Source organism: Mycobacterium sp. 852014-52144_SCH5372336 (assembly GCF_001665615.1).
Classification (GTDB): Bacteria; Actinomycetota; Actinomycetes; order Mycobacteriales; family Mycobacteriaceae; genus Mycobacterium; species Mycobacterium neumannii_A.
Window position 1 is genome coordinate 41,525 of record NZ_LZSW01000011.1, and the last position, 15,589, is coordinate 57,113.

At 67.1% G+C, this 15,589-nt stretch carries 17 protein-coding genes, 1 tRNA gene and 1 pseudogene; 9 read left to right on the forward strand and 10 right to left on the reverse strand.

Features of this window, described 5'->3' with window-relative positions; genetic code table 11:
• The first annotated feature begins 151 nt into the window (after window positions 1-151).
• On the forward strand, window positions 152-829 hold the full coding sequence (locus A5759_RS02175; RefSeq protein ID WP_064396605.1) for a TetR/AcrR family transcriptional regulator: 678 nt from the start codon (window positions 152-154) through the stop codon (window positions 827-829).
• Window positions 830-885: 56 nt separating this feature from the next.
• On the opposite strand, the gene A5759_RS02180 is transcribed toward A5759_RS02175, so the two are convergent.
• Window positions 886-968, reverse strand: a tRNA-Tyr gene (locus tag A5759_RS02180).
• 115 nt (window positions 969-1,083) lie between these two features.
• Between A5759_RS02180 and A5759_RS02185 the strand changes: the two genes are divergently transcribed.
• Both A5759_RS02185 and A5759_RS02190 read left to right on the forward strand, forming a co-directional pair.
• Complete coding sequence (locus A5759_RS02185) at window positions 1,084-1,575, forward strand: YajQ family cyclic di-GMP-binding protein (protein WP_064418873.1); 492 nt, start codon at window positions 1,084-1,086, stop codon at window positions 1,573-1,575.
• Between the two features lie 155 nt (window positions 1,576-1,730).
• Entirely contained in the window at window positions 1,731-2,756 is a 1,026-nt protein-coding gene (locus A5759_RS02190) for an NAD(P)H-dependent glycerol-3-phosphate dehydrogenase (protein ID WP_064396611.1), read from the forward strand.
• A 3-nt stretch (window positions 2,757-2,759) separates the two neighbouring features.
• Here A5759_RS02190 and A5759_RS02195 read toward each other — a convergent pair whose 3' ends face one another.
• Entirely contained in the window at window positions 2,760-3,335 is a 576-nt protein-coding gene (locus A5759_RS02195) for a hypothetical protein (RefSeq protein ID WP_068193285.1), read from the reverse strand.
• A gap of 133 nt (window positions 3,336-3,468) precedes the next feature.
• Between A5759_RS02195 and A5759_RS02200 the strand changes: the two genes are divergently transcribed.
• Window positions 3,469-4,647, forward strand: a complete 1,179-nt coding sequence (locus A5759_RS02200; RefSeq protein WP_068193255.1) for an NAD(P)/FAD-dependent oxidoreductase — start codon at window positions 3,469-3,471, stop codon at window positions 4,645-4,647.
• Here the strand turns inward: A5759_RS02200 and A5759_RS02205 are convergent.
• Window positions 4,615-5,592, reverse strand: a complete 978-nt coding sequence (locus A5759_RS02205) for a LuxR C-terminal-related transcriptional regulator (protein ID WP_158220784.1) — start codon at window positions 5,590-5,592, stop codon at window positions 4,615-4,617. The genes A5759_RS02200 and A5759_RS02205 overlap by 33 nt on opposite strands.
• Before the next feature lie 255 nt (window positions 5,593-5,847).
• On the opposite strand from A5759_RS02205, the gene A5759_RS02210 reads away from it, so the two are divergent.
• Window positions 5,848-6,360, forward strand: a complete 513-nt coding sequence (locus A5759_RS02210) for a nitroreductase family deazaflavin-dependent oxidoreductase (RefSeq protein WP_064396618.1) — start codon at window positions 5,848-5,850, stop codon at window positions 6,358-6,360.
• 4 nt (window positions 6,361-6,364) lie between these two features.
• On the opposite strand, the gene htpX is transcribed toward A5759_RS02210, so the two are convergent.
• Complete coding sequence (htpX, locus tag A5759_RS02215; protein ID WP_064396620.1) at window positions 6,365-7,243, reverse strand: zinc metalloprotease HtpX; 879 nt, start codon at window positions 7,241-7,243, stop codon at window positions 6,365-6,367.
• Between the two features lie 68 nt (window positions 7,244-7,311).
• Window positions 7,312-8,319 (reverse strand): nonaprenyl/(2E,6E)-farnesyl/geranylgeranyl diphosphat synthase, encoded by a 1,008-nt coding sequence (gene grcC1 / locus A5759_RS02220; protein ID WP_165593300.1) that lies wholly within the window; start codon window positions 8,317-8,319, stop codon window positions 7,312-7,314.
• A gap of 21 nt (window positions 8,320-8,340) precedes the next feature.
• Here grcC1 and menJ point away from each other — a divergent pair, with 21 nt between their 5' ends.
• Window positions 8,341-9,561, forward strand: coding sequence for a menaquinone reductase (gene menJ, locus A5759_RS02225; protein ID WP_068193260.1), 1,221 nt, complete (start codon window positions 8,341-8,343; stop codon window positions 9,559-9,561).
• Here the strand turns inward: menJ and A5759_RS02230 are convergent, their stop codons facing one another.
• Window positions 9,562-9,816, reverse strand: a complete 255-nt coding sequence (locus tag A5759_RS02230) for a hypothetical protein (protein WP_066810702.1) — start codon at window positions 9,814-9,816, stop codon at window positions 9,562-9,564. It abuts the gene before it with no gap.
• Between the two features lie 21 nt (window positions 9,817-9,837).
• Here A5759_RS02230 and A5759_RS02235 point away from each other — a divergent pair, with 21 nt between their 5' ends.
• Together A5759_RS02235 and A5759_RS02240 are read left to right on the forward strand one after the other, a co-directional pair.
• A complete protein-coding gene (locus A5759_RS02235) occupies window positions 9,838-10,278 on the forward strand; it encodes a hypothetical protein (RefSeq protein ID WP_064396628.1) in 441 nt (146 codons plus the stop codon).
• Between the two features lie 114 nt (window positions 10,279-10,392).
• On the forward strand, window positions 10,393-10,638 hold the full coding sequence (locus A5759_RS02240) for a hypothetical protein (protein WP_133148028.1): 246 nt from the start codon (window positions 10,393-10,395) through the stop codon (window positions 10,636-10,638).
• Here A5759_RS02240 and A5759_RS02245 read toward each other — a convergent pair.
• The 3 genes from A5759_RS02245 to A5759_RS02255 form a co-directional block, all read right to left on the reverse strand.
• Window positions 10,635-11,693, reverse strand: coding sequence for an alpha/beta hydrolase (locus A5759_RS02245; protein WP_064396632.1), 1,059 nt, complete (start codon window positions 11,691-11,693; stop codon window positions 10,635-10,637). The two genes, A5759_RS02240 and A5759_RS02245, sit on opposite strands and share 4 nt — an antisense overlap.
• Window positions 11,694-11,739: 46 nt before the next feature.
• Window positions 11,740-13,521, reverse strand: coding sequence for an FAD-dependent oxidoreductase (locus A5759_RS02250; protein ID WP_064396634.1), 1,782 nt, complete (start codon window positions 13,519-13,521; stop codon window positions 11,740-11,742).
• A 115-nt stretch (window positions 13,522-13,636) separates the two neighbouring features.
• Entirely contained in the window at window positions 13,637-14,329 is a 693-nt protein-coding gene (locus A5759_RS02255) for a demethylmenaquinone methyltransferase (RefSeq protein ID WP_064396636.1), read from the reverse strand.
• Between the two features lie 69 nt (window positions 14,330-14,398).
• On the opposite strand from A5759_RS02255, the gene A5759_RS02260 reads away from it, so the two are divergent.
• Entirely contained in the window at window positions 14,399-15,223 is an 825-nt protein-coding gene (locus A5759_RS02260; RefSeq protein ID WP_064396638.1) for an SDR family oxidoreductase, read from the forward strand.
• Window positions 15,224-15,262: 39 nt separating this feature from the next.
• On the opposite strand, the pseudogene A5759_RS02265 reads toward A5759_RS02260, so the two are convergent.
• Window positions 15,263-15,589 (reverse strand): annotated as a pseudogene (locus tag A5759_RS02265) (hypothetical protein); the annotation flags it as partial.

Below are 15,589 nucleotides of genomic sequence, written 5' to 3' on the forward strand. Positions count from 1 at the left end.
CCGGCCGTTCCACACCGGCCCGACGACCGGGTCGGCGACCATCACGTCCTGATAAGGCGGGTTCGTGCTCACAGGCACCTCTCTCGGTGAAGACGAATGACTGCACTTTAAGTCCCTAGACTTAATCCGTCCAGTATGAGATTGTCTTGCCATGTCCGTGTCAGTGGAACTGTCGCCGAAGCAACAGTTGGTGCTCACCGCGGAGCGGCTGTTCGCCCAACGCGGTCTCGACGGTGTGCCGCTTCGTCAAATCGGCACCGAGGCGGGCATGGCCAACAAGTCGGCGGTGCAGTACCACTTCGGGTCCAAAGAGGCTCTGGTGCAAGCGATCCTGCTGAACCGGCTGGAACACCTGACGCAGCGACGCCGGCTGCTGGCGGCGCGCGCCGGCTCCGATGACCTACGGGGCATTGTCGAGGCGCACCAGTTGCCGCTCATCGAGATGGCCGAGGACGAGAATTGCTTCTACGTATCGTTCCTCGAACAGCTACTGCGCTATGACTCGTCAGTCAGCCCGCTGGCCTCGCTACCGGAGGAGCACGCGCAGTCCCATCGCGAGTACGTCCGAAGGGTCGGCGATCTCACCAAGCACATTCCGCGAGCCATCCGCGACGAGCGGATCCACAAGGTCTCCGCAATGTGTGTGCACGCGTGCGCCGACCGTCACCGATATCGCTCTTTCGGACAACCGGTCGCGTCGTACGCGTTGCACGTGAGCGCACTGCTCGACGACTTCGTCGCCATGCTCACCGCTGCGCCGTCCGAGGAGACGCTCGCTGCGCTAAAGGGCTCTCGGCAGCGAGGCGTGGTGCTTCGGGCATTGCCGTAGGAGGTGGAAGCGAGCGGTCATAACACATCAGGCCCGCTCAAACGACCTGAATAGCGTGGCAGGTGCAGGATTCGAACCTGCGTAGGCGTAAGCCGACGGATTTACAGTCCGCTCCCATTGGCCGCTCGGGCAACCTGCCTGGGTGCTGCACCGCCGGGTGACCCGGTTTGGTGCGACTTGCAGGGTACAACGAGGATGGTCCGAAGACGAAAACGGGACCAGACCCTCAGTCGAGCATCTAGGAGGACCGATCCATGGCGGATTCATCGTTCGATGTCGTGAGCAAGGTCGACCGCCAGGAGGTGGACAACGCGCTGAACCAGGCCGCCAAGGAGCTGGCCACCCGCTACGACTTCCGCGGCACCGACACGTCGATCGAGTGGCAGGGCGAGGAGACCGTCGTCATCACCAGCTCGACCGAGGAGCGCGCCAAGGCCGCCGTCGACGTGTTCAAGGAGAAGCTCGTGCGCCGCGACATCTCGATGAAGGCGTTCGACGCCGGCGATCCGCAGGCGTCGGGCAAGACCTACAAGGTCAGCGGCCAGATCAAACAGGGCATCACGAGCGAGCAGGCCAAGAAGATCACCAAGCTGATCCGCGACGAGGGCCCCAAGGGCGTCAAGGCACAGATCCAGGGCGAGGAGATCCGCGTCAGCAGCAAGAAGCGCGACGATCTGCAGGCGGTGATCGCCCTGCTCAAAGGCGCCGACCTCGACGTGGCACTGCAGTTCGTCAACTACCGCTGAGCGCTCGGAGCCACCTAGCGTGAGTGCGCCCACTTCTGCCTGAGGGTCGGGTCGACCCGGTCAAGCACGGCCCTGCCGCAGAAATCGGCGCGCACACTGAGCCGTCGTTTCCGAATACGCCCTGGTTTTGGGCCGTCCGACCTACCCTGATCGGCATGGCACCTGCGCAACGTGTTCCCCAAGTCGTCGTTCTCGGTGGAGGCTCCTGGGGCACCACCGTGGCGTCCATCTGCGCCCGCCGCGGGCCGACGCTGCAGTGGGTGCGCTCTGCGGAGACCGCCGATGACATCAACGACAACCACCGCAACTCGAAGTACCTGGGCAACGAGGTCGAGCTTCCGGACGGTCTGAAGGCGACGACGGACTTTTCCGAGGCGGCGTCGTGCGCCGACGTCATCGTCATGGGCGTGCCGTCACACGGCTTCCGCGCCGTGCTCACCGAACTGGCCAGGGAGCTGCGGCCGTGGGTCCCGGTGGTGTCGCTGGTCAAGGGTCTCGAGCAGGGCACCAACTATCGGATGAGCCAGGTCGTCTCCGAGGTGCTGCCCGGACATCCGGCCGGAATCCTGGCCGGGCCGAACATCGCGCGCGAGGTGGCCGAGGGGTACGCCGCCGCCGCGGTGCTCGCCATGCCCGACCAGCAACTCGCGGCGGACCTGGCACGACTGTTCCGCACCAAGCGGTTTCGCACCTACACCACCGACGACGTGGTCGGCGTGGAGATGGCCGGGGCGTTGAAGAACGTCTACGCGATCGCGGTCGGCATGGGCTACTCGCTCGGTATCGGCGAGAACACACGGGCGATGGTGATGGCCCGCGCGATCCGCGAGATGTCCAAACTCGGCGAGGCGACCGGCGGGCACCGCGACACATTCGCCGGCCTGGCCGGCATCGGTGACCTGATCGTCACGTGCACCAGCCAGCGCAGCCGCAACCGCCACGTCGGCGAGCAGTTGGGCGCGGGCAAGCCGATTGACGAGATCATCGCGTCGATGAACCAGGTCGCCGAGGGCGTCAAGGCCGCCAGCGTCATCATGGAATTCGCTGACCAGTACGGGATTTCGATGCCGATCGCTCGCGAGGTCGACGCAGTGGTCAACCACGGCTCCAGTGTCGAAGAGGCGTACCGCGGCCTGATGGTCGAAAAGCCCGGGCACGAGGTGCACGGCGCGGGGTTCTAGCGCTCAGTTGAAGAAGGGGTTGGTGCCCTCGGGCCGCTCGAGCAGCGGATCCCTGCCCCCGTTGATGATGTAGCTGCCCGCGGGGGACAACACGAAGCCGGACTGGTTGCGGCTGTCCGAGCACGTGGTCATACCGCCGTCGCTGCCGCAGCTGACGGTCTGGAAGCTGATCCGCGAACCGGCCGGAAGCGGCTTGGCGTCGCCGACGACGGCGAACACGTCGGCCGTCGTCGCGGAGAACTGCGGAACACCCGGGCCGCCGCTGACGAAGTTCGCGCCGTCCGGTGCCGAGGGGATCGCGCCGCTGCAGCCGTAGCCGCCGTTGCGCTGCAGGACGCACGTCAACCCGTCCGGGGTCTTGAACGCGTACCAGTGGCCGTCCATCTTCGCGAACTCCGACAGCTTCACCGGTGCGAGCGCATTGACGTTCGGCGCCGGTGGCGGCGGTGGTTCGGACGGTTGAGCTACGGCGATACCTTGCGCGCCGATCAGGGCCGCCCCCGCGGACCCGACGACGCCGATCAACACCCGGTTCAGCACGGTCCACACCCTAAGGGGTGCGGCGGATCCTCGCAGCATACGAATCACATCGCCGCAGGTCGACACGGTGTTACCGACGTCGACCCGCCGGTTGTGAACCCCCCACCTGTGGGGTGGCGCCGAGCGCGGCTTCGGCCGACGCTGTAGTCAGGCAACGTCACGGAGGAACCGAATGCGAACCGCGCACACCGTGCTGGTGATCGGCAGCGGTCCGGCCGGCTTGTCCTGCGCCGCAGAATTGCATGCGCGAGGGATCGATGTGACCGTCGTGGAGCGCGGCGGGCAGATCGGCGCGGCCTGGTCCGGCCGCTACGACGCCCTACGGTTCAACACCTGCCGGCGTAACTCCGCCTTGCCCGGCGCTCCGTTCCCGCGCCACTTCGGGCAGTTTCCGACCCGCGACCAGTACGTCGACTATCTGCAGACCTACGCCGGACGCCATCGTGTGGCCGTCGAGCTCGGCGTCGACGCGCTCCGGCTCGATCAGGCGCCCGACGGCGGCTGGAACGTTGAAACCAACGGCGGGCCGCGCAGGGCGCGCCATGTCGTGGTCGCCACGGGCATCTTCAATCAGCCCGCTGTGCCCGACTGGGCAACCGAGGACCGCTTCGCCGGGCAGGTCGTGCACGCCGCGCAGTACCGCAACGCCCACCCGTTCTCCGGCCAGCGTGTGTTGGTCGCCGGCGCCGGTTCCAGCGGACTCGAGATCGCCCACGAGTTGAGCCGCTCGGGTTGCCCAGAGGTGTTGCTGGCGGTGCGCACTCCGCCGAACATCCTTCTGCGCGAAGTCGGCGGGCTGCCCTTCGATCTGCCGATGCCGCTCTTTCTCCGGCTGCCCGCCGGGCTCGTCGACAAGCTATTGCTCGCCGTGCAGCGCGGAATCGTCGGTGACCTCAGCGATTTCGGGTTCTCCACGCCGCCCGAGGGGCCGATCGCCGGACTCAAACGCCGCGGCGCGGGTACGGCGATCGTCGACCGTCACGTGGTCGACGCGATCCGCGACCGCTCGCTTCGTGTGGTAGCAGCCGTCGACCGACTGCAACCCGATGGGGCGGTCCTGGCAGACGGCACATCCGTCCAGGTCGACTCCATCGTCGCGGCCACGGGGTACCGAACCGGGCTGGACGCCATGGTCTCTCACCTCGATGTCCTCGAGCAGCGAGGCATGCCGCGTGACGGCCGTGGTGGCGAGGTGTTGCCGGGTCTTCGCTTCGTCGGCTACGTGTACCGGCCGGGGCTGACGAGATTCGTGGGAACACTCGCCAGACGGGTAGCCGACGAGATCGCCGCGCAGCTGGCGGCTTCTGAGCTTCGAGAGTCATCGCCGAAGGACGAGATCTTGCGAGAGTAGTGCTGCCAGCTCCGGACGGCTGTTCACACCGAGTTTGGCGAAGATCGCCTTGACGTGACCGCGCAGCGTCTCGGCGGTGATCCACAGCCGGCCGGCGATCTCCCTGGTGGACATGCCGGTCAACAGCAGCTGGGTGACCTCCTTCTCACGACGGGTCAGCTGACTCAGGTGGACCAGCAGCGGCGCAATGTCCGAACGCCGCGCCTGTTCCAAAACCACTGCGGTGCAACCTGTTCTGGACCCCTCTCGCTCCATACGGACTGCCCGCACCACGAGCCAGTCTCCCGAGCGCGCCCTGGTGCGCGCCATCGCCGGCTCACCGACACCGGTTTCGGCGAGAACACGCGCCTGGTGAGCGACCTCGTGCAGCACGATGGTGCTCTCCAAACCTTCGTCCTCGACCGGCCCCAGCCAGTCGGTGACCTGCGGTGTCATCGACTCGATGCTGCCGTCGTCGGCGAACATCACCAGTGCGGGTGCTGCGGCAACACTTGGCGCGGGCTTCTCGCCGAGTTGGAGGGATGCCCGGATGCCGTTGGCCACGTGCGGGCAGAGCCCCGCCATCGTCGCGACCTCGCCCTCGGTGAAGAACGCATCCTCGGCCCGCCGGGTCAGGCAGAAGTGCCCCCAGGTGACCGACCCCGAATTGAAGACGCCGCGCATCTCGTCGCCGTATCCGTTGGGCTGGTAGATCTTCGACCACCGCGCGCTGCGGCTCAGGTCACCGGCGGTCTCGATGCCGAGCGACGCCGCCGGGACGTCCCGTCGCGCGAGGTCGACGAACTTGTTCACGTCGTCGGTGGTCAACTCGCATTCGATGAGGTCGAGGTTCTGCTGACGTGTGACGTTCTCGGCGTGCACCCCGGTGATGAGCAGAGTGTCGGGGTCGGTGAGCAGCCAGCCCGCAGCGGCGTATGAGATCTCGGCCCTCACGGCGGTGGCCACCGCAGCCAATAGTTCGAGCGGATCGTGAGCCCGCGCGCAGATTCGCGCGACCCGCTGTTCCAACCGGGCAGGCCCGCTCAACGACATCGCCGGTGACATACCGACCTACCGCCCTTCCGTTGGGTTCGCCGTCCGTCGGGGTGGTCCGTACTGTCGGTTCTACTCCCCTTTGACGCACGCAGACAAGGACTCTGCGGGCCGCTCACACAGCGCACTCGCACGGGTGGCGCATACGAACAGCAAAGGAGGATTTCGATGCGTGCGCTTTCGAACCTGGGTCGCACAGCCTCGGACGTGTTGGTCGGTGCAGGCGTCAAGGCTCTGCGGTCACGTCGGCTGATGCGGGCCCCAATCGGGCTGTATCGAGCTCGCCTCGGATTTGTCTTCGGCTCGCGGATCCTGTTGCTCGAACATGTCGGCCGCAAGTCAGGGCATACCCGGCAAGTGCTCCTCGAGGTGCTCGACCGTCCTGACCAGGACGCTTACATCGTCGCGTCCGGCTTCGGAACTCGGGCGCAGTGGTACAAGAACGTCGAGGCCGAGCCCCGGGTGAAGGTGTCCGTGGGGACCCGGGCGTCGATGCCCGCGATCGCACGTCCGCTCAGCATCGGCGAGGCTGACGCCGCGCTGCGTCGTTACGTCGACCGGCACCGCCGGGCGTGGGAGACGATGAAGCCGGTCCTCGAATCGACCTTGGGCGCACCGATCACGACCGAGAACACCGCCCTGCCGATGGTCGAGCTGCGGCTGACAGATCCTGACCGGTGAGGCGTCAGTAGTAACCCGGGCCGCGGCCGGCCATCGACTCCAGGCGGGCGATGCGGTCGCCGATCGGCGGGTGCGTCGAGAACAGCTTGCCGATCTTCTCGCCCGCACGGAACGGGTTGGCGATCATCAGGTGCGCCTGATCGGCCAGCTTGGGGTCGGGCGGCAGCGGCGCCTGCTCGACGCCGGCGCTGATCTTGCGCAGCGCACTGGCCAACGCCAGCGGATCGCCCGTCAACTCCGCGCCGGTCTGGTCGGCCTGGTACTCCCGCGACCGCGACACCGCCATCTTGATCACCATCGCCGCGATGGGGCCGAGCATCGAAACCAACAGGATCGCAAAGGGATTCGTGCCTTCGCGGTTACCGCCGAACATCGTCGCGAAGTAGGCGAGGTTGGCGAGCGCGGTGATGACCGCGGCCATCGCGCCCGCGACGCTCGAGATCAGGATGTCGCGGTTGTAGACGTGCGACAGTTCGTGGCCGAGCACCGCCCGCAGTTCGCGTTCGTTGAGGATCTGCAGGATGCCGGTTGTACAGCACACCGCGGCGTTACGCGGATTGCGCCCGGTGGCGAACGCGTTCGGCGCGTCGGTGTCGCTGATGTACAGCCGCGGCATCGGCTGGCGGGCGGTGGTGGCCAGCTCACGGACGATCCGGTACATCACCGGCGCCTGCATCTCGGTGACCGGCTGCGCGTGCATCGCCCGCAGCGCGATCTTGTCGCTGTTGAAATACATGTAGGCGTTCATGCCGACGGCGAACAGCACCGCCAGGCCGATGAGCGCCGTGTTGCGGAACAGCGCGGCGATGAACACGATCAGCGCCGAGAACCCCACCAGCAGAGCGAACGTCTTGGCGGTGTTCGCGTGCGGATGCCAGGTCATCGCTTCCTCCTCCAGAAAGAAAGACTCCGCTGAGTCAACGCTTAGTCGGGCTCCGCAAGTTCCAGCGCTCAGCCGTGCCGGTTGACCGTGTAATCCACCAGGGTCGCCAGGGCCTGACGGCCCGGCCCCTCGGGAAGCTGGGCGAGCTCCTCGCGGGCCTGCACCGCGTACTGCGCGACGGTCTGCTTGGCCTTCGCCATGCCCGGCGAGCCGCGCAGCAGCCGAAGCGCCTCGGCCACGTCGTCGTCGTTCTCCACCGGGCCGGCCAGCAGCTCGCGCAACCGGTCGGCGGCGGGACCGTCGTCACGCAACGCGTACAGCACCGGCAGCGTGTGCACGCCCTCGCGCAGGTCGGTGCCCGGCACCTTGCCCGACTCGTCCGGATCGCTGTCGATGTCGATGATGTCGTCGGAGATCTGGAATGCCGTGCCGACGATGCCGCCCAGCCGGCTCAGCCGCTCGATCTGCTCTTCGTCGGCGCCGGAGAACGTCGCCCCGAACCGGCCGGACGCCGCGATCAGGCATGCGGTCTTCTCGTAGACGACCTTCAGGTAGTGCTCGACGGAGTCGACGTGCTCGGCCGCGCCGCGGGTTTCCCGCATCTGGCCCGTGACCAGCTGGGCGAAGGTGTCGGCGATGATGCGCACGGCGTCCGGCCCGAGCCTGCTGACCAGGCGCGAGGCGGTGGCGAACAGGTAGTCGCCGGCCAGGATCGCGATGTTGTTGCCCCAGCGCGCGTTGGCGCTGTCGGCACCGCGGCGGACCTGCGCTTCGTCCATCACGTCGTCGTGGTACAGCGTCGCGAGGTGGACCAGTTCGATGACCGCGCCCGCGACGGTGACCTGCCACGCATCCGGGTCCGGACCCAGCCGGGCTGAGAGCACCGTGAACAGCGGACGGAACCGCTTCCCGCCGGCCTGAAACAGGTGCTGTACCGCTTCGGCCATCAGCTCGTCGGCTTTGCCGAGCTCAGTGGCCATCAGGTCTTCGATGCGGGCGACCCCGTCGCGCACTTCCTGCGCGAATTCGGGATCTCCGAAGTCCACCCCGGCTACCACCGTCGCTGGCGTCCTCACCCTGCCAACATACTGGGAACCATGGATACCCGAGGGGACGTGGTCGTCGTCGGGGCCGGGCCGGCGGGTTCGGCCGCCGCAGCGTGGGCCGCGCGCAACGGCCGCGACGTCCTCGTCATCGACAAGGCTCAGTTCCCGCGCGACAAGGCCTGCGGTGACGGGCTGACTCCGCGCGCGGTACTGGAGATGCGCCGCCTGGGCCTCGGGCCGTGGCTGGACGACCGGGTGCAGCACCGCGGCCTGCGAATGTCCGGATTCGGGGCCGACGTCGAGATCGAATGGCCGGGGCCGTCGTTCCCGTCGACGTCGAGCGCAGTCCCCCGCACCGAACTCGACGACCGCATCCGCATGGTCGCCGTCGACGACGGCGCGAAGATGATGCTCGGCGAGAAGGCCGTCGACGTACGCCATGACGCCTCGGGGCGCGTGGAGGCGGTGATCCTCGACTCGGGAGCCGAGATCGGATGCGGCGAGCTGATTGTCGCCGACGGAGCCCGCTCGACGCTCGGCCGCGTGCTGGGCCGCGAATGGCATCAGGAGACGGTGTACGGCGTGGCGATCCGCGGCTACATCGCCACGCCACGCGCGAGCGAGCCGTGGATCACCTCGCATCTGGAGTTGCGCTCGCCGGAGGGTGCGGTGCTGCCCGGCTACGGCTGGATCTTCCCGCTGGGCAACGGCGAGGTGAACATCGGCGTCGGTGCGCTCGCGACGGCCAAGCGACCGGCCGACGCCGCGCTGCGGCCGTTGATGTCGTATTACACCGGGCTACGTCGTGAGGAATGGGGCTTCGTCGGGGAACCGCGCGCCGGCCTGTCTGCGCTGCTGCCGATGGGCGGTGCGGTGTCGGGTGTGGCCGGACCGAACTGGATGCTGATCGGCGACGCGGCCGCCTGCGTGAACCCGCTCAACGGCGAAGGCATCGACTACGGTCTCGAAACCGGCCGGCTGGCCGCCGAACTGCTGGGCACCGGCGATCTCTCGCAGGCGTGGCCCGCCGTGCTGACGGCGCACTATGCGCGCGGGTTCTCGGTGGCCCGGCGGCTCGCGCTGCTGCTGACGTTTCCGCGGTTCCTGCCGTCGACCGGGCCGCTCGCCATGCGGTCGGAGACGTTGATGAACATCGCGGTGCGGGTGATGGGCAACTTCGTCACCGACGAGGACGAGGACTGGACGGCCCGGGTCTGGCGCGGAGCCGGCCGCCTGTCGCGGCGCATCGACGCCCGCACACCGTTTCGCTAGTCAGTCGCGCCGACGCCGCTCGGCGAGCTTCACTGCGATGCGGGTGTGCGCGGGCTCGCGGTTCGTCTGCGCAGAAGCGGTGAGCCCCAAGGCAATCAATATGTCGGCCGCGGTGACGAACAACCCGATCCAGTACGCCCACCGCATGGTGGGGTCCGGTTGGGACGCGAAGTACAAGACGAGGAAGATCGGGCCGACGATGCCGAAGACGAACATCATGCCCTGAAACATCAGATAGCGCTTGAACGTCTCCATGTCGCAGGCAGAATATCGCGGATGACCGCCGTGTACCGGGCTCCGATGCGATCCCGCCGCGACGACATCGACCCGCAGGCATCGCTCGATCGGGCGTTGTCGGTGGGGGTCGTCGGTTTCGGCGACGCGGGTTTCGGTGAGCGGCTGGCTCGCCGGGTGGACCGGTTCGCCGATATCGAGGACGGGTCGTTCGTGTGGACACGCGATGCGGATGGCCTTTTCTGGTTGGGCCGGATCGAAGGCCCGTACCGCCGTGACGACACCGACGAGGCCGCCGCTGTCGACCTGGTTCACGTGCGGCCGTGCCGCTGGCTCAGCGAACCCATCCTCGAATCCGACGTTCCCGCAGCGGTTCTCGCGACCTACGCACGCGGTGGGCGCAACTTTCAGCAAACGCACGACCCCGATGTGGGCCCGCATACGGAACGCGTGTGGGATGCCCGCAGCGATCAAATTTCGTAACCAGGCTAACTGTAAGCCCAGCTAGACGACCTGTTTTTGGCGTCCTACGGGGATTATCCTGGAGCACAGCGGCGTTCATATATGCATCGGCGGAAGGAAACCACGATGCTCGGTGTGACGGTTCGATCGGCAGTTGCCGCGATCGCGGTCGCGGCTGCCGCGCTTCTCTCCGCCCCCGTCGCACCCGCTCTGCCGCAGGGGCCCTGTCAGGACGTGCCTTTCGTCGGTGTGTGCACACCGTATCGAGGGGCCACCGGCAAGCCGTCCTCGAACGCCAAGTCCGAACCGCCCCTGCCGGTCGTCAACACCGCCCCGGCAACAGGCGGCGGCCAGCAAGCGGCGATCGACATCGACGACTAACCTAGCGATTTCGCGAACCCGCTGACGTCGCGGATGGATGCGTCGAACACCTCGGGCATATAAGCCCCACACAGTAGGTCGCCGCCATGGCAGGTGCCCGCCACCACCCGGCCGACCGCGGAAACGCCCGCGCGGAGCAGGCGGCGGTAGTAGGCGAGGCCCTCGTCGCGCAGCGGGTCCAGTTCGTTGACCGAAATGACATGTGGCGGAAGCCCACTGAGTTCCTCGTCGGTCGCAACGGCAGCCCAGCACGTGGCGTCGCCGGCGTGAGAGCCGTCGGGGTTGTAGATCGAACCGAGCAGCGCGAGTTGGTGGCGGCTGACGAAGTACTCGTCGTTCTCCGCCAGTGAGGGCAGGTCCTCGCACTCGTCGAGCCAGCGGTTGGAGATGTACGGGCACTGCGCGTAGCACCCGGCGATCTCGTGCAGCCAATCCTCCCGTTTGGCCTTGTGCGCCACGGTCAGTGTGAGGTTGCCGCCGCCGGACTCCCCCGACACGATCAGGTGGCTGACACCGAGTTCTGTGCGGTTGGCGGCCACCCAGCGCACCGCGGCCGCGCAGTCGTTGAGACCGGCGGGGTATGGGTGCGGGCCGAGTTTGCCGCCGGAGTTGCGGAACTCCACACCGACCACGACGAGCCCTGTGGCGGCGAGGTATTCACGCATCCTCATGTAGCCGATGTCGGCCGCGCTGCCGATCGCCATACCGCCCCCGTGCAGATGGACGACGGCGGGCAGCGGGCCGCCGGCGTCGTCCTCTGGGCGGCTGATGTAGAGCGTGATGTCGTTGCCGTCGGGTCCGGTGATCGTCGTCGTCGATGTGGCCACCCCGGAGACGGTGGGCAGATCCTTGCCCAGCGCTTCGAGGATCGCGCCCATCCCCTCCTCGCTCATCGTCGCGAAGGCGATGCGGTCCTCGAGCGGGGAGTCGACGCTCAGCGGTACCGCGGGCAGTCGGCCCTCGAGACCGAACTGCGCGAACGCCTTGACCATTCGGGGGTCGGAACGGGGGTCGGTTGCCAGCGTGCGGTCCGGGTCGGTCAGGCGTCCGTACATGTCCAGACCGTAGCGCGCGATCGCCGGGACTGAACCCGGTTTCCGGTTACCGCCGCGTCGGCCACCGCGTGTCGACGATGTCGAGCAGATGCGGAAGACCGGCGCGGTAGCGAGCCCGGTCGGCGTTCTTGAACGGCACCCACCACGGCGCCTGGAATAATTCGACGATCTTCACCATGTCCCCGTTGTAACCCGACGCCTGCAGCACGCCGTTGGCTGCGTAGCGGCCGCCCTCGTTGGCGCCCTCCATGGTCGTGACGTTCTGGTCGGTCTTGATCCATTCGCCGGCCAAAAACAGGTTGTCGATACCGGTGACCGCGGTGGGGCGACGGTTCCACGAGCCGGGGTCCTGGATGAACAACGGTTCGTCGTTTCGCACATCCGGTGTGCCCGGGTCGATGATCGCGGGGTCGAGAAACCAGGAGTGCAGCATCGCGTCGTCGACGACCCTGTCGGTGTCGTTGAGGTGCGCCTTGATCTGAGCCCAGGCCTCACTGGCGATCTCCTGCGGTGTGCAGTCCCGCGCGCTTCGACGGTTGAAGTTGCCGGGCGTGGTCCAGTCCGAGATGATCGCGGACAGACAGTCTTTGACGGTGCCGTCGCCGTAGTTCGTCAGGCTCTTCTTCCAGAACTGCTCCTCGCTGATCGAGGTGATGGCCCATCCGGAGTCGACGTAGTTGACGTGCCCCTTGGTGACGTCGACCCGTTCCTTGAGGTAGAACATCAGGCCGTTCATCCACTCGGTGCGCAGCAAGGCGATGTTCGCCAGTTGCGGGTCGGCCTCGAGCACATCGGCGGTGAGCACGGCGGCGAGCTTTTCACACGGGATCGCGGAGACATACCAGTCGGCGGTGACCTGGCGTGGTACTCCGCTGGTGCTGACGACGGTGGCGGATTCGATGTGCCTGCCGTTCGGTGTGAGGCGGGCCAGGGCCTCACCGACGCGGAAGGTCACGCCTTGCGCACGCAGGTGGTCGACCCACGGGTCGAGCCACTGCGAGCTGGTCGGCCCGTTGAGTACGCGGTCGAATCCCTTGTTGTCGGAGTCGTTTCCGAGAAGCAGGATCGACCAGACAGAGGCTTCGCCGACCAGACCGATCGAATGTGCGCTCGCGTCTTTGGATTTCGATGCGGCGAGGTTGCGGATGATGCCGTCGGCGAGATACCGGTTGTACTCCGGCGACTTCCTGTTCGCGCCGATGTAGTCCTCCCACGTCATGTGCTCCCATTGCCCGAGTTTGCGTTCGGTGCTGCTGGTGACGTAGACGGCGAGCTTCTGCGCCGCGTAGACCGCTTCCCACGGCGGCAACTGGAACAGCGTCTCGAACACCGTCGCCACCGAGTCGATGAACGCCTTCGGGGTGATCGGATTCGGGATCATCGGCAGCGGGAACGGAAGCGGGATCGTCAGGTCGTGGCGCCCGAGTCCGGAGTGCAGATATGACGTCGCGCGGGTCAGGTTGTCCCAGGTGCCGTTTCGGTTGCCGGGGAACGGGACTCGTCGCATCGTGTCGGTGACGTTGCGGTAGAAGCCGGGGAAGAACCGGAAGCCGTGTTCGGCGGGCAACGGTGTCACACCGGAGTTCGGTACAGGAATCGACCTGGCTTTGCCGCCGAGCGCCTTGCGCTCGTAGACGGTCACCGTGTAGCCGCGCTCGACAAGTTCGTGAGCGGCGGTGAGCCCCGCAATACCCGCCCCGAAAACGGCGACCGACTTGCCCGGTGCCGCGCGTGCCGTCGGCGGCATCGCCATCAGGGCGGCCGCGGTTGCGGTGCCCATCACGAACGTCCGGCGCGACACCCGTCGCGATCCGACCCCACCCGACATTCCGCCACCGCCTCATTCGCGGACCCCGTTGTCGCAACAAGTTAATGGTGATTCTCGTCACAACAGCGTGCGACACGCCGGGTGGGCGATGGTTTTCGTGCGTGCGATGTTGTCGTCAGCGCTGGGGTTTGGTGGCGGCGTGCAGTGCGACGATGCCGCCGCTGAGGTTGCGCCAGCGCACCGAGGACCATCCGGCGTCGGCGATTTGATGGGCCAGCTGCGTCTGATCGGGCCATGCGCGGATCGACTCGGCGAGGTAGACGTAGGCGTCCGGGTTGGACGAGACCGCCCGAGCGATTCTCGGCAGCGCCTGCATCAGGTACTCCTTGTACACCGTCGCGAACAATCGGTTCGTCGGTGTGGAGAACTCGCACACCACCAGCCGTCCGCCGGGACGGGTGACGCGCGCCATCTCGCGCAGCCCCGCTACGTGGTCGACGACGTTGCGTAGACCGAAGCTGATCGTCACCGCGTCGAACACACCGTCGCCGAAGGGCAGTCGGGTGGCGTCACCGGCCACCTTGGGCACGTCCCGCGAGGCGCCCGCGGCCAGCATGCCGACCGAGAAGTCCGCGGCCACACACCACGCCCCCGAGGTGGCCAACTCGACCGTCGACACGGCCGTGCCTGCCGCCAGGTCGAGCACCTTGTCCTGCGGGCCGATGCGCAGTGCCGCCCGTGTGGCCCGTCGCCAGAACCGGTCCTGGCCCAGCGACATGACAGTGTTGGTGAGGTCGTAACGCCGGGCCACCGCGTCGAACATCGACGCCACATCGCGGGGGTCTTTCTCCAGCGTCGCGCGGCTCATGAGGCAACCGTAGCTGTGAAGATGCTTGAAGCGGGAATGCGGAGTCCGTCCAGAGGAGATATAGGGAGCATGAGCGAAAAGGTTTGGTTCATCACCGGAACGTCGCGGGGCTTTGGGCGCGAGTGGACGATCGCGGCGCTCGAGCGCGGCGACAAGGTCGCGGCGACGGCGCGCAACGTCTCCTCACTGGACGATCTCGTCGAGAGATACGGCGACGCGTTGCTGCCCCTGGCGTTGGACGTCACCGATCGCGAGGCGGATTTCGCCGCGGTCAAGCAGGCCCACGACCACTTCGGCCGGCTCGACATCGTCGTCAACAACGCCGGCTACGGGCACTTCGGCTTCATCGAGGAGGTGACCGAACAGGAGGCGCGCGATCAGATCGAGACGAACGTCTTCGGCGCGCTGTGGGTCACCCAGGCCGCACTGCCGTATCTGCGGGCCCAGCGCAGCGGGCACATCATCCAGGTGTCGTCGATCGGCGGGATCGTCGCGTTCCAGAACGTCGGCATCTACCACGCGTCGAAGTGGGCCCTTGAGGGCTTCTCGCAGTCGCTGGCGCAGGAAGTGGCCCCGTTCGGGGTGCACGTCACGCTGATCGAACCGGGCGGCTACTCGACCGACTGGGCGGGCTCGTCGTCTCGCCGCTCGACGCCGTTGCCTGACTATAAAGAGGTGCACGAGGAAGCCGACCGGATCCGCAGTCAGCGTGTGGCCAAACCCGGCGATCCGCAGGCGTCGGCGCGGGCTCTGCTCAAGGTCGTCGACGCTGAGAACCCGCCGCTGCGAGTCTTTTTCGGTGAGCTTCCGCTGCAGTTGGCCAAGGCCGACTACGAGAGCCGCCTCAAGACATGGGAGGAATGGCAACCGGTCGCTGTCGAGGCGCAAGGCTGAGCTCTTCTGCCGGAATACGGTGCTCGAGATTCGCGGCCGTCAGGCCACCCAATCTCCTGGCGGTGCGGGCCCACCGGGCTCACCGGCACCGTTGACGGGCGAGGCGGCGCTCGATTGCCTGTCGCCGAGCTCGCTGTCGTCAGTCGGTGCGGGCGGCGCGGCGCTCGATTGCCTGTCGCCAGGCTGGCTGACCTCATCGGGTGCGGGCGAAACGGCGGTGCCGTTGTGGCTGCGGGTTCCCTGCTCGTCCGGTGGGCGCAGGAGTCGTTCGGGTCGGTGGTAGTAGTTCAGCCGCGCCTGGCCGGTGTCCAGTTCGGGCGGCGGAAGCCATTCGACCTCGCAACGTTCGTTCATCCGGGTGGACCA

Excerpts from the sequence above, each read along its gene's own strand:
- A5759_RS02185 (WP_064418873.1), top strand. The coding sequence starts at position 1,084 with ATGGCGGATTCATCGTTCGATGTCGTGAGCAAGGTCGACCGCCAGGAG.
- A5759_RS02210 (WP_064396618.1), top strand. The coding sequence starts at position 5,848 with ATGCGTGCGCTTTCGAACCTGGGTCGCACAGCCTCGGACGTGTTGGTC.
- A5759_RS02195 (WP_068193285.1), bottom strand. The coding sequence starts at position 3,335 with ATGCTGCGAGGATCCGCCGCACCCCTTAGGGTGTGGACCGTGCTGAAC.
- A5759_RS02175 (WP_064396605.1), top strand. The coding sequence starts at position 152 with ATGTCCGTGTCAGTGGAACTGTCGCCGAAGCAACAGTTGGTGCTCACC.
- A5759_RS02200 (WP_068193255.1), top strand. The coding sequence starts at position 3,469 with ATGCGAACCGCGCACACCGTGCTGGTGATCGGCAGCGGTCCGGCCGGC.
- A5759_RS02245 (WP_064396632.1), bottom strand. The coding sequence starts at position 11,693 with ATGTACGGACGCCTGACCGACCCGGACCGCACGCTGGCAACCGACCCC.
- menJ (WP_068193260.1), top strand. The coding sequence starts at position 8,341 with ATGGATACCCGAGGGGACGTGGTCGTCGTCGGGGCCGGGCCGGCGGGT.
- A5759_RS02260 (WP_064396638.1), top strand. The coding sequence starts at position 14,399 with ATGAGCGAAAAGGTTTGGTTCATCACCGGAACGTCGCGGGGCTTTGGG.
- A5759_RS02230 (WP_066810702.1), bottom strand. The coding sequence starts at position 9,816 with ATGGAGACGTTCAAGCGCTATCTGATGTTTCAGGGCATGATGTTCGTC.
- A5759_RS02235 (WP_064396628.1), top strand. The coding sequence starts at position 9,838 with ATGACCGCCGTGTACCGGGCTCCGATGCGATCCCGCCGCGACGACATC.
- htpX (WP_064396620.1), bottom strand. The coding sequence starts at position 7,243 with ATGACCTGGCATCCGCACGCGAACACCGCCAAGACGTTCGCTCTGCTG.
- A5759_RS02190 (WP_064396611.1), top strand. The coding sequence starts at position 1,731 with ATGGCACCTGCGCAACGTGTTCCCCAAGTCGTCGTTCTCGGTGGAGGC.
- A5759_RS02255 (WP_064396636.1), bottom strand. The coding sequence starts at position 14,329 with ATGAGCCGCGCGACGCTGGAGAAAGACCCCCGCGATGTGGCGTCGATG.
- A5759_RS02250 (WP_064396634.1), bottom strand. The coding sequence starts at position 13,521 with ATGTCGGGTGGGGTCGGATCGCGACGGGTGTCGCGCCGGACGTTCGTG.